The following is a 12,793-nucleotide window of genomic DNA, read 5'->3' on the forward strand; positions in this document are numbered from 1 at the left end:
ACGGAAAATATGTAAGTAGTTCTAAAGTAGTGAGATAAATAGAAACAATAATCATGTTACATGAAGTTGGCTCCCCCTCCCCGACTCGAACGGGGGACATGCGGATTATCAGTCCGTCGCTGTAACCGACTGAGGTATGGGGGAATCGTATATGGCTCAAAAGACTGGCTCCCCCTCCCCGACTCGAACGGGGGACCTGCGGATTAACAGTCCGTCGCTCTAACCAACTGAGCTAAGGGGGAAGCGTATGTGCCTTTCAACGGGGCGAAATATTAATGACCGCGCTGCAAAGTGTCAACACATAAAACCGGATAAACAAAAAAAAGCAGTCTGTTCGATGTTTTTATGTTCGATCTGGCTGTTTTGTGGCTTTTTTTCTCTTCATTTAAGCCGTGTAAATCGAGACGCGTGATAAAATCTCGGTTTTCAACGACTAAAAAACAAACAAGTTAACCGCCAGACAAATTATAAAAGTGATCATTTATCTAGTTTTGTACGAATAAATTTATGAAATGTACTTTTTTAACGTTAGCTAATAAAAGCGCAAATTCGCAATAATTAAATTTACTTATGCATTTAATTAGTCGTTAACGAAAAATGCCGAGAAAAAAATGACATACAGATCTGAACCCTTAGTTTAGCGACTTAATACCCATGAGAGTAGCAAGGAAATATATATATATTGTTTTATTTCATTTAGTTATATTTATTTTTTCATATTGAATGGGCGTTTAAATAAATGTGACAGGTCATTGGTACAGGGGTTAAGTATGTTTTATGAGCTATTTAACTCAAATTGTCTAAAGTTAGTATTTGCCAACATTGCCGTTAGCGTGTTTAAGCCGTCCCTTTGCACGCCTTTATTAACGTGGCTTTGCAAGAGTTATCCACGGTTTCTGTGGATAACTCTGTTTATGAAACTTTAAGAACGTTGGCAGAGCCATATTTTTAGGGCACTGTGAGGATATCAAGCATTTAAAACAGTTTTTTTATCTCATTTTAAAACAATGACTTGAAAAAATAAGCTGAAAAGAGCTTCGTTGATGAGTAAATTTATTCGTAACGATTCGATTAGCGCAATTTTTGTGTAAAAATGCAGCACCAGTCGCGATGTTTTTGTGATAAAGGTTATAAAAATGTATTTTTATTGTTTTTAGTAGAGGTTCGAAGTGAAATCGTCGCTAAACACGTAAAAAGAACACTTTTCTATGGTTTTTTAGGCGTTTTTGTAATCAATTTATAATCACTTGATAAATGCGTGGCTTGAAAAGCCCTGATGCTTTAAAATACCACGCTTAATAAAAGAGGTTTATTTATTCCCATGCGCGCAACTTTGCAGAGCAACTCAGCTCCCGATTTATTAAACGATCCAATAGTACCGACCTTGAAGAAAATGACTGTGCCGATGATTTTCGGCATGATCACGTTAATGATGTTCAATATTGTCGATACATTTTTTATTAGCTTATTGGGAACTGAGCCATTAGCGGCTGTCAGTTTTACTTTTCCGGTAACCTTTACCGTGATCAGCCTAGCTATTGGTTTGGGTATCGGTACGTCAGCGGTTATTGCCAAGGCATTGGGTAGTAATAATATTGAAGAAGCACGCTTTGACGCCAGCATCGCATTATTAATTGCAGTGGTGATGGTGATATGTTTATCGCTATTTGGTTATCTGTTTATTTCCCCGATATTTAAATTGCTGGGAGCAGGGGAGCAAGTGTTGCCGCTGATCCATGAGTATATGAGTGTGTGGTTTTTAGGCAGTGTATTTTTAATTACCCCTATGGTTGGTAACTCAGTGTTACGTGCCAGCGGTGACACTAAAACGCCTAGCATAGTGATGGGTGGAGCGGGACTTATCAATGCCGTGCTCGACCCAATATTGATTTTTGGCTTTGGGCCAATTCCTGCATTTGGCATTAAAGGCGCTGCGATTGCCAGCGTCATCGCATGGTCGGTAGCCGTTGTCATTATTTTATATTTGCTAGCAGTAAAAAAAGGCTTGCTGAGCCTAAATGCAAATAACCAAACCCCATTAAGCTCTATTCGAAAAATTCTTAAAATTGGTTTGCCAGCAGCAGGTGCAAATATGTTAACACCAGTTGCAATGGCGGTGATGATTGCCATGGTTGCTCATCATGGACCTGAGGCTGTTGCTGCTTTTGGCGTAGGCAGTCGTATTGAATCAATTGCCAGTTTGGTGGTGTTAGCTTTATCGATGACGTTACCGCCGTTTATTAGTCAAAACTTTGGTGCTGGTAAACTTAACCGTGTTAAAGAGGCGTACACCACAACATTAAAATTTGTGATGATTTGGCAGTTTATTATTTATTTACTGCTCATTGCATTTTCAGGAGTGATCAGTGAGTTGTTTGGTAAAGAGCAGATGGTTATCGATGTGATCAAATTATTTATTTTTACCTTGCCGTTAAGTTACGGTTTGCAAGGGATAATTATTTTGTCTAATTCATCGTTCAATGCCTTACACAAACCAATGAATGCATTAATTCTAAGTGTGATCCGATTATTTATTTTTTATATTCCATTTGCTTATGTCGGTAATTTATATGCCGGTTTACCAGGCTTGCTGATCGGCGCAGCGCTGGGTAATTTATTTACTGCAATAATAGCTTATAAATGGTTTATCAAAGAGCTGAATATGATCAGTAACCAAGCTGTACAGGAGTGCCAAGCATGAGCGACCATTTTCAACTGGTATCTAAATTTAAACCTGCGGGGGATCAACCCACCGCGATTGCGCAGTTATGTGAAGGGTTAGAAGCCGGACTTGCTCATCAAACATTATTAGGGGCAACAGGTACTGGTAAAACATTTACCATGGCTAATATTATCAATGATTTGAATCGCCCAACGATCATTATGGCGCATAATAAAACCTTAGCAGCGCAGTTATATGGCGAAATGAAAGAGTTTTTTCCGCACAACGCGGTTGAATATTTTGTTTCGTATTATGATTACTATCAGCCAGAAGCGTATGTTGTTGCAAGCGATACCTTTATTGAAAAAGATGCCTCGATAAACGAACACATAGAGCAGATGCGCCTAAGTGCTACCAAAGCGCTATTAGAGCGTAGGGATACAATTATAGTGGCATCAGTATCAGCCATATATGGTTTGGGCGATCCAAAATCATACATGAAGATGATGCTGTTGTTAAAAGTGGGCGAAAAAGTTGATCAACGCGATATGCTGCGCCGACTAGCCGAAATTCAATATACGCGAAATGACATTGATTTTAGCCGCGGTACGTATCGGGTTCGCGGTGAAGTTGTGGATATATTCCCTGCTGAGTCAGACACTTTTGCAGTGCGTGTAGAAATGTTTGATGACGAAATAGAACGGCTAAGTATTTTTGACCCGCTTACCGGCGCGGTTGAAAAACACATAGTCCGCGCAACTATCTATCCTAAAACGCACTATGTGACACCCAGAGATAAAATTCTTGATGCGGTTGAGCATATTAAAGCTGAATTAAAAGACCGTCGTGCGCAGTTACTCAGTGCTAATAAACTGGTCGAAGAGCAACGCGTGGCACAACGTACACAATACGATATTGAAATGATGACCGAGCTTGGTTATTGCTCTGGCATCGAAAACTACAGCCGATATTTATCTGGCCGCACGCCGGGCGATCCACCGCCAACCTTGCTTGATTATCTTCCTGAAGATGCGTTAATGATTATTGACGAATCTCACGTTACGGTATCGCAAATCGGCGCTATGTATAAAGGCGATCGTAGCCGTAAAGAAAATCTCGTGGAATACGGTTTTCGTATGCCGTCGGCGATGGATAACCGGCCACTACGCTTTGAAGAATTTGAAGCCATAGCACCGCAAACAATTTATGTATCAGCAACCCCGGGTGATTTTGAACTTGAACGTTGTGGAGATGATATTGCCGAGCAGGTTATTCGCCCCACAGGATTACTAGATCCACAAATTGAAGTACGCCCAGTGGCAACTCAAGTTGATGACTTATTGTCAGAGATATATAAACGCGTAGCAATTGATGAACGTGTGCTAGTGACCACACTTACTAAGCGCATGGCTGAAGATTTAACGGATTACTTATCTGAACATGATGTAAAAGTGCGTTACTTGCATTCGGATATCGATACCGTTGAACGGGTCGAAATTATTCGGGATTTTCGCGCTGGGGTGTTTGATGTGTTAGTGGGCATTAACTTACTGCGTGAAGGTTTAGATATGCCAGAAGTATCGCTAGTTGCGATACTTGATGCTGATAAAGAGGGCTTTTTACGTTCGGCTCGCGCATTAATTCAAACCATTGGTCGTGCGGCTCGTCACTTAAATGGTCGGGCAATTTTATACGGTGATCGAGTCACTAAATCAATGGCCAAAGCTATTGATGAAACTCAGCGTCGCCGCGATATTCAACACGCTTACAATATTAAGCATGGCCTTGAACCACAAGCCTTATTGAAGAAAATTACTGACATTATGGATGTTGGTGAGCGAGCCGGGCCACAAGATAATTTACAGCTGATCCGAAAACAAAGTAAGCAAGTGCTCAGTGCAAAAGAGATCGCAGTGCAAATTAAGCAACTCGAAACCAAAATGCATGCATACGCAAGTGATTTAGAATTTGAAAAAGCCGCATCCGTTCGTGATGAAATCCATGAATTACAACAACAGTTAATTAAAAATGCATAATTTTACGCCCCTTATTACAGCACTTGAAAGTGCGCCCTTAGCAGACAATGAACTTTGTCGTGTGTTTCATGGCCGCGGTCACACTACCGAGCATTTGAGTCATCTAAATATCGACTTTTACCCGCCGTGTTTATTTTTAGTGTCGTACGACGAAGTTGACTCACAAACGCTAACGCAATTAAGTGAGCAGCTTTGGCAATGGGCACAACAACACGCTAAAGAATTAATCACCTCGTTGGTATTTCAACAACGCGCCGGACAACAAACTGAAAATAAACTGTTATTTGGTCAACTACCGAGCCCGCATAGTGTTAAAGAAGGTGAGTGTAAGTTTTTTGTGGATTTAATGAGCCGTCAAAATACCGGTATATTCCCGGATATGCGCCGTGGACGGGAGTTTGTTCAAGCCCATAGTAAACACGCTAAGGTATTGAATTTATTTTCATATACCTGTGGTTTTTCGGTTGCGGCAATGCGTGGCGGTGCCGATAGTGTGATCAATATGGATATGAACAAAGGGGTACTGCGCACCGGTAAGCAAAATCATCAACTTAATAGCTTTGACCGCGGTGTGAGCTTTTTACCGCACGATATATTAAAGTCGTTTGGTAAACTTAAAAAGGCTGGCCCTTTTGATTTAATTATTGTTGATCCGCCAAGCTTTCAAAAAGGCAGTTTCATTTTAACTAAAGATTATCAAAAAGTGCTGCGCCGCTTACCTGAACTGCTCAATGACCATACTCAATTGCTGTTATGTGCTAACAGTCCAGAGCTAAGTGAAGCGTCATTTAAAGCGCTGATAGACGAACACACTCAAGGTGCGATTGAATTTGTAGAGCGCCTAGCGCCGACCCATGGTTTTGTTGATGTTGATAGCGACCGTAGCTTAAAAGCATTGATCTATAAAACGGCTCAAGTTTAGCTTTAAATGAAACTAAGTAGCCGCCTCAGTGCAATCGATTCGTTGATCTGCGCGCCGTATGATGTAATTTGGGACTGTTGTTGTGACCACGGTTTGCTTGGTATGGCGCTTTTAAAGCGGGCAGCCGCCAAGCAAATAAACTTTGTTGATATAGTGCCTACGTTAATGGGCGAGCTTGAACACACGCTTACGCGTTTTAGTGCTCAGCAAGCAGCTTGCCAATGGCAAGTATTATGTCAGGATGTAGCTACAATTGAGCTGCAGCCATCAGCCAAACAGCTGATCATTATCGCCGGAGTCGGTGGAGAATTACTGCTGAGGCTAGTACAAAAAATGGTTGCTAATTGCCCTGAAAAGCTTCGTGAACAACTCAGTTTTATTGTTTGTCCGGTGCATCATACCTATACCTTACGACAAGGTTTACAGGCGTTAGGTTTAGGACTTATCAAAGAACAACTGGTGCAAGAAAACAACCGTTTTTACGAAGTGATACAGCTAAGTTTTACCAGTAATACTGCGTTGAGTGTTACTGGTAGTCAGATGTGGGACAATGCTGAGCAAATGCACGAATTGTATCTGCAACAATTAGTTGCGCACTATACTCGGATGTTGAACAAAGACCGTACATATTTTCAACATGTGCTCGATGATTATCAAAAAATATCGCTAAATTAAACGCAGCACTGTGATCTATCGACTAGCGTTACAGCGTAAATAACTCATCTTCAGCGCTTTGTGTTAGCGAGTTTACTTGGTTTAGTTATGTCAGATAAAAATAACCACTTTACATCAGTCAAATATACTCATAATGAGCTGCTATATAATTGTGAGCAGCCAATTGCTTATGCACCCATCGTGCAATTGAGCAACGCGAGTTGGGTAGTGCCGCAACATTTTTTACGTTATCAACATACCCTCGAAAGCGTGAACGAAACCCTTGATAAAATTGAGTTTTCAACTCACTTTCGGGTGCTCGCCGCAAAGCAGAATGAGCAAATTTATTTACAAGTGGCCATTCTTAGTCCAGATAATTACCGCAGCACCAAGGCCAAGGCAAAAAAGTTATTATTTGGCCGGCGCTGGTTTGTGGAAGAAAACTTACCTACCTCGGAATTGATCCAAACCGCTTTTTTAGCGTTAAAAATAGCCCGTGAACACGAAGTAAGAGAACTATTTCAACTCAATAGTGAGCAGGGCAGCAGCACGCCGTTTAATAACCATCATGATTTACCTTTATTAGCACAAAACCCGCAATTAACCATGGCTGCTGATCATCAACCGCAAAGTGTCATAAAGTTACTTGCTAGATGTTTATTTGCTGGAGCCGCACTGACTTTAATTGCACAACAAAAAATTGCCGATGAGCACATACTTTACACTCTGCGACTCAATTGTACTGACTGTCAGTTAAGCGAATTTAACGCAAAAACAGTGATTTTTTTAGCCGCAGATACATCTGCAAATGCTTTTTTGCATGGCTTGATGACCGCGTTGGTAGCGATCAGTAATGATTATGTGAATGAGCAATTTAAATATGCAGGTTTTGCTCGCTTTAGTAAAAACGTTAACGTAGAGCAAATCGGGGCATTGAGTATTGTGTTGCGTTCGCAGCATGCGTTGCAATTATGCGAACTTGGCAAACAACATGCCGATCAATTAAATTTTGAAATTGACAGCTCTCGTGCTCCACAAGGATGCGGGCAAGTGATCTGTGGGTTTTTAGCCGCTCATGGAATTGAGCAGCCAGAAAACGCGCATTTATATCCAGATTACTTGCAAGCGCTTTAAACGCGGCAAATTTACAGTTTATTGATTTCTTGTTTTACGCTGTAACTTGGATCAGTCACGATAGCTTCTAATGTTTGTACACGCTCTTTTAACGCAAGCATTTCAGTAGTAACAGCAGCAATTTGATTATTCGACTCTTTGTTATCGGTGAGTGTACGGTGTTTAAACTCTAAATGTTTTTTATACATATCGTACATTACCCCAAACCCAACAGAGATAAATACGATCATGACTACCATAGTAGTTCCTGACATGGTGTATTCCTTATTATTTTATATAGTGTGTAAAGTATAACCAGAATGCGCAAATGATGAAGCTGACAATTGTAACTTTATTTGTATCAACATGACCCTCTGCAGTATATTCATCAGTGATACAGTGTGATGAGTGTTTAATTGCAGCATTAACTAATTTTAACGACAACAGTGAGTTACTATGCTAAATAATAAAATCCCTCCGATTATTATAGTGCTTTTTTTTGCTGTGCTGATGGCGGTAATTGCCCACTACAGTGTGATTGATTTCACCACATTTATTTTTTATGTAGCGGTTATTTTACTCACCATAGGCTGTATTTTTTGTATTGCAGGGGTAGTTAGTTTTCGCTTAGCAAAAACCACTGTAAACCCAAGTAAACCAGATCAAGCGTCAGCACTGGTTACCACGGGTGTGTACAAAATTTCACGTAATCCAATGTATGTTGGTTTTGCTTTTATACTGGCAGGTTGGGGAGTGTGGTTAACATCACTGTGGGCGTTATTGTGTGTGCTGGGCTTTATTTGTTACTTAACTTGGTTTCAAATTATTCCAGAGGAGCGGGCTCTATTAAAAATATTTGGTCAAGGGTACAGCGATTACAAGTCTCGGGTAAAACGTTGGCTGTAAACTTATCTCAGTTAATAATAAAAAGGCTATCGCGATGATAGCCTTTTTTAATGTGGGTTATTCGTACTCGATTGGATCAGTAATGTTATTAAGGCTAAATGCCTCTAAGCGCTCTTGGCAGGCACCACATTTACCACAGGCTTTTTCACGGCCATTATAGCAAGTCCACGTTTGGCTGTAGTCCAAGCCCATTTTTAAACCATCAGTAAGAATGTCAATTTTGGTGTCATTTAAATACGGGCTGAAAATTTCCACGGCGTCGTAGTTAGCAATACGACATAAATCATCCATCTTTTGCACAAATTCAGGACGGCAATCAGGGTAAATAGCATGATCCCCAGAGTGAGCACCGTAATACACTTGGCTTGCTTTGAGTGATACAGCGTAACCCACAGCCAGTGACAGCAAAATCATGTTGCGATTAGGCACTATGGTGCTTTTCATGTTTTCGGCTTCGTAGTGGCCTTCTGGGACATCAATATCATCAGTTAACGATGAGCCACCAATTAACTGATTGATCGCAGAAATATCAACTATCTTATGCGGTACGCCAAGCTTTTCACACACACTGGCTGCAACTTTAAGCTCTTTTACATGACGCTGACCATAGTCAAATGACAGGGCATATACCTCGCGGCCTTGCTGCAGGGCTTTATTTAATACGGTAAATGAATCCATACCGCCGGAGTAAATCACAACTACTTTTTGCGTCATAACTGTTTTGCTCTTAGTTTTAATAGAGGTTTATATCAGGGCGCGATATACTACACGCCTGGGGCATAAATAACAATTTCCGACCGTGTTTTTTGATTTTTTAAACTATGTTTATGCTCGTAATTAATGCCAAGTAGTGAGTGAGACTCTTTTGTACAAAATTAATGAAATATTTGAAACCATTCAAGGCGAAGCGAGCTTTACCGGCACGCCTTCAATATTTTTACGTTTACAAGGCTGCCCCGTAGGTTGCGCTTGGTGTGACACTAAGCAAACGTGGGAAGTTGATAATGTGTATAAAGTATCACTGGACGACACGGTTGAGAAAAAGGCTGATTCAGATCACTGGGCGGACGCATCAGCTGAGCAAATATTTAACTTGTTTGTCGATCGTGCTTATCGTGCCAAGCATGTAGTGATCACCGGCGGTGAGCCATGCATGTACGACTTAAACCCGGTGTGCGAATTACTTCATGCTAACGGCTACAGCACACAAATAGAAACCAGCGGCACTTTTGAGATTTTAGCCCCAGCACAAACGTGGGTGACGGTATCACCGAAAATTAATATGCGTGGCGGCTACGACGTACTTACTTCAGCCATGCAACGCGCCGATGAAATAAAACACCCAATCGCGATGCAAAAACACGTTGTAGAGCTTGAAGAGTTATTTGCAAAAACAGGCGTTACCCCCAAGCTTGTTTACCTGCAACCAATTAGCCAAAAAGTCTCTGCAACTAAGTTGGCAATTGAAACCTGTATTGAAAAAAACTGGCGCTTATCAGTGCAAGTACATAAGTATTTAGGGATAAACTAAAGTAAAGCTCAGTGGTAAGCTTTAAGTAATTTGCCATTTAAATTGAACGTTGGGTTGAGTAAAACAAAACCCAACAAACCTCTTACTTTCATATCTGCTTCGTTAATGGTGATAATTAGTTTATTATGCCCGGCTTAACGTACCCTCCTACAAATAATTAGGCCTAATATGTCCGCGAACGCTCTATACACAGACCTTTCTGATTACTATGACTTAATGTGCGCAGATATAGATTATCAAGCCCAAAGTTATTTTATTCATAGGCTACAGCAAATATTTGGTAATAAGGGAAATACGCATCTTGATTTAGCGTGCGGCACGGGCCCACATGTTCGTCATTTTATTGATTATGGTTATCAAAGTAGTGGGCTTGATATAAATCAACCCATGCTAGATAGAGCAACCATTCGTTGCCCAGAAGCGCAATTTTCATTGCAGAATATGAGTGAGTTTGTGATCCCTGAGCAAGTTGATTTAATTACCTGCTTTTTGTATTCAATCCATTACTGCGATGGCATTAATAAATTAACAGACTGTATTAAAAGCGTACACCATGCACTAAAAGCCGGTGGTATATTTTGCTTTAACGTTGTTGATAAAAATCACATCGATAACGATTCATTTGTAGAGCATAGCGCTGAAAACGCGGGCAGCCTATTCACATTCCGCTCTGGTTGGAATTACAGTGGCAGTGGCGAAAAACAGTCATTAAAGCTCAGTATAAATAAAGCAACAGCAGACGAAACATTCATATGGCACGACGAGCACCCAATGGTCGCTGTTAGTTTTGCCCAGTTAAAAGAAGCCCTAAAACCTTATTTTGAAATACATGTGTTTGAACATGACTACGAAAAAATAACCCCATGGGGTGAAAGCTCTGGCAATGCCGTTTTTGTGTGCGTAAAAATTTAAATTAGAAAGTTAAGACAATTATTCACAAAAAGATTAAGGGTTAAGAGACGCTGCGTTTTAGAAAAATTCATATAAAGCAAGGAGCTTACAAATAAGCATTGTCCTGTTGAGTGACTCGCTCGTGAGACTGATCAGGCAGCTGATATATATCCCTAGCTAAACCATCAGGGAGTGCTCTGCGGTCTATTTTTTTACCCTTCTAACAGCAGCAATTCCACATAAGATTATTATCGGGTTTTTTGTATTCCCCAAACGCGATATTCCAATAGATAATAAGAACCTAAAGTAGCTGCGACAACGGGCTTTTTACGCCACTGGCACCACTTTTAAGTACATGCGTATAAATTTGCGTGGTGCGAACATCGCTATGGCCGAGTTGTTCTTGCACGGTGCGTATGTCTGCACCGGATTCAAGTAAGTGGGTAGCGAACGAGTGCCGTAGTGTATGGCAGGTAACATTTTTTTGAATTTTTGCCAGCTTTGCTGCCAGCTTAATTGCTTTACGAACCGTTGTTTCATCAATATGGTGGCGTCGCAGCTTTTTACTTTCTGGGTCCATGCTTAACTTGGCAGAAGGAAACAAATATTGCCAGCTCATTTCATAAGGAGCCGCTGGGTATTTTCTAGCTAGTGCATTCGCAAGCCAGACACCGGCATAGTCTGTTGCTTGTTTGTCTCGTTGCCAGTAGTCATTTACCAAGTGACTTTGGCTGCGCAACAACGGCAGTAGTTCGAGTGCTAATGTTACTCTGCGGTTTTTATTGCCTTTGCCCTGCCAAATCATTAATGAGACATAGTCATAATCGACATCTTTTACCCGTAGCCTTACAGCTTCCATTAAACGTAGACCACTACCGTAAAGTAACTGAGCGATAAGTTTATACTTTGGATCCATTGCCAATAATAAACGCTGCATTTCTTCACGGGTCAGTACTACAGGTAATTTAGGTGGCACGAGTGATTTATTAAAATTCATCTCAAGTGATAACGGTCGATTAATAATATGACGGTATAAAAATACCAAAGCATTTAAAGCCGTTGCCTGAGTTTTCATTGCAACATTACGCTGATTACTTAAATAAGATAAGAATTGCTCAACCTCCGACTCTGCCAATTGCGCTGGATGTTTTTTAGCATGGTATAAAATATAAAATTTTATCCAATATTGATAAGTGTCTATAGTGCGCTTGGCATAACGACGCGTTGTCATAAAGTCACGGATGGATTCTAAAAATACAGAAGCCATGATCTGCTCCAGTCATTGCTGTATATATAAACAGTATTTGTGTTTGGTTTTTTTTCAACAACTCGCGGGATTATTTCTTGTATTTTACAACAACAAAAAAACAACAAATATAAATCCCTTGATTTACATTTAGATACAGAGTTAGACTGAAAGTATTAAAAAACTCGAAGGATTTTCTGTCTGCAACTTGTGGGTTTAGATCCTTTGAATAAGCTGTTATAAGCCAAAGGAAGTTCGGTGATGAAATCGATAATTGGAAAACTTGATGTGTTAAGCGTGTTTGCAGCGTGGACACTTTTAATAGTTTTCTTTGTATCTCTGGCTTATGGGAAAATGTTTTCTGAACCTAACGCTAGTGCTAGTCATTTAGTTTATTTGTTTGGGGCATTCTTTTGCACAGTTTTAATTCATATTGTTTTGGCATTTTTTAACCGTTGCCCACATTGCGATAAATGTTTAACTGTTCAAGGTTTTAAAAAGCCTCATCCAGCATCAAGTGGTAGCTGGGATAAAGTTGTTTGGCGCTGGTTTTCTGGTTCAATTGTTTGTATCCATTGCGGGCAAAGAGTGGCAACTAATGGCTTATAACAAGTTGCTCAAGTTCGTTCGTAAACTCACTGGGACAATTAACAGTTGGCTTGGCGCTTCGCGCAAGTTTAGCCAACAGTCAATTGCCCCTTAGCAAAGCGTTGGTATGACTCCCACTGTCAAGTTAAACACACTGATCCTTGCCTAACTTTTTAAGCCATAATTACTTCAGCTCGAATTAGAGCGAGTTAATACATAGGATGAAGCAAGTAAGTTCGTCGGT

Annotated in this window: 12 protein-coding genes and 2 tRNA genes; 9 read left to right on the forward strand and 5 right to left on the reverse strand. The window is 40.5% G+C overall.

Annotated features, from left to right (window positions below; translation table 11 throughout):
- Nucleotides 1-67 precede the first annotated feature (67 nt).
- Together H5200_RS21590 and H5200_RS21595 are read right to left on the reverse strand one after the other, a co-directional pair.
- Nucleotides 68-144 (reverse strand) — tRNA-Ile (locus H5200_RS21590).
- Nucleotides 145-165: 21 nt separating this feature from the next.
- Nucleotides 166-242, reverse strand: a tRNA-Asn gene (locus H5200_RS21595).
- A gap of 1,079 nt (nucleotides 243-1,321) precedes the next feature.
- Between H5200_RS21595 and H5200_RS21600 the strand changes: the two genes are divergently transcribed.
- The 5 genes from H5200_RS21600 (at nucleotide 1,322) to H5200_RS21620 (ending at nucleotide 7,408) form a co-directional block, all read left to right on the forward strand.
- Nucleotides 1,322-2,701, forward strand: coding sequence for an MATE family efflux transporter (locus H5200_RS21600; protein ID WP_182719348.1), 1,380 nt, complete (start codon nucleotides 1,322-1,324; stop codon nucleotides 2,699-2,701).
- On the forward strand, nucleotides 2,698-4,698 hold the full coding sequence (uvrB, locus tag H5200_RS21605; protein WP_145240732.1) for an excinuclease ABC subunit UvrB: 2,001 nt from the start codon (nucleotides 2,698-2,700) through the stop codon (nucleotides 4,696-4,698). The genes H5200_RS21600 and uvrB overlap by 4 nt, the downstream gene beginning before the upstream one ends.
- Entirely contained in the window at nucleotides 4,691-5,620 is a 930-nt protein-coding gene (locus tag H5200_RS21610) for a class I SAM-dependent methyltransferase (protein ID WP_182740217.1), read from the forward strand. Before uvrB ends, H5200_RS21610 begins: the two co-directional genes overlap by 8 nt.
- A gap of 6 nt (nucleotides 5,621-5,626) precedes the next feature.
- Nucleotides 5,627-6,295, forward strand: a complete 669-nt coding sequence (locus H5200_RS21615) for a tRNA (adenine(22)-N(1))-methyltransferase TrmK (protein ID WP_182762572.1) — start codon at nucleotides 5,627-5,629, stop codon at nucleotides 6,293-6,295.
- 87 nt (nucleotides 6,296-6,382) lie between these two features.
- Nucleotides 6,383-7,408 (forward strand): hypothetical protein, encoded by a 1,026-nt coding sequence (locus tag H5200_RS21620; RefSeq protein WP_182740219.1) that lies wholly within the window; start codon nucleotides 6,383-6,385, stop codon nucleotides 7,406-7,408.
- Nucleotides 7,409-7,419: 11 nt separating this feature from the next.
- On the opposite strand, the gene H5200_RS21625 is transcribed toward H5200_RS21620, so the two are convergent.
- On the reverse strand, nucleotides 7,420-7,662 hold the full coding sequence (locus H5200_RS21625) for a hypothetical protein (protein WP_182740220.1): 243 nt from the start codon (nucleotides 7,660-7,662) through the stop codon (nucleotides 7,420-7,422).
- A gap of 181 nt (nucleotides 7,663-7,843) precedes the next feature.
- Here H5200_RS21625 and H5200_RS21630 point away from each other — a divergent pair, with 181 nt between their 5' ends.
- Complete coding sequence (locus H5200_RS21630; RefSeq protein ID WP_182740221.1) at nucleotides 7,844-8,293, forward strand: isoprenylcysteine carboxylmethyltransferase family protein; 450 nt, start codon at nucleotides 7,844-7,846, stop codon at nucleotides 8,291-8,293.
- A gap of 57 nt (nucleotides 8,294-8,350) precedes the next feature.
- Here the strand turns inward: H5200_RS21630 and queC are convergent, their stop codons facing one another.
- A complete protein-coding gene (gene queC / locus H5200_RS21635) occupies nucleotides 8,351-9,031 on the reverse strand; it encodes a 7-cyano-7-deazaguanine synthase QueC (RefSeq protein WP_257326361.1) in 681 nt (226 codons plus the stop codon).
- A gap of 127 nt (nucleotides 9,032-9,158) precedes the next feature.
- Here queC and queE point away from each other — a divergent pair, with 127 nt between their 5' ends.
- A complete protein-coding gene (gene queE, locus H5200_RS21640; RefSeq protein ID WP_145240771.1) occupies nucleotides 9,159-9,824 on the forward strand; it encodes a 7-carboxy-7-deazaguanine synthase QueE in 666 nt (221 codons plus the stop codon).
- A 168-nt stretch (nucleotides 9,825-9,992) separates the two neighbouring features.
- Entirely contained in the window at nucleotides 9,993-10,736 is a 744-nt protein-coding gene (locus H5200_RS21645; RefSeq protein ID WP_182719352.1) for a class I SAM-dependent methyltransferase, read from the forward strand.
- Between the two features lie 280 nt (nucleotides 10,737-11,016).
- Here H5200_RS21645 and H5200_RS21650 read toward each other — a convergent pair whose 3' ends face one another.
- Nucleotides 11,017-11,982, reverse strand: a complete 966-nt coding sequence (locus tag H5200_RS21650; RefSeq protein WP_182762574.1) for an integron integrase — start codon at nucleotides 11,980-11,982, stop codon at nucleotides 11,017-11,019.
- Nucleotides 11,983-12,222: 240 nt separating this feature from the next.
- On the opposite strand from H5200_RS21650, the gene H5200_RS21655 reads away from it, so the two are divergent.
- Entirely contained in the window at nucleotides 12,223-12,570 is a 348-nt protein-coding gene (locus H5200_RS21655) for a hypothetical protein (RefSeq protein ID WP_024597877.1), read from the forward strand.
- Nucleotides 12,571-12,793: the final 223 nt, after the last annotated feature.

This window comes from Pseudoalteromonas sp. SG43-7, assembly GCF_014164295.1.
Taxonomy (GTDB): domain Bacteria; phylum Pseudomonadota; class Gammaproteobacteria; order Enterobacterales; family Alteromonadaceae; genus Pseudoalteromonas; species Pseudoalteromonas rhizosphaerae.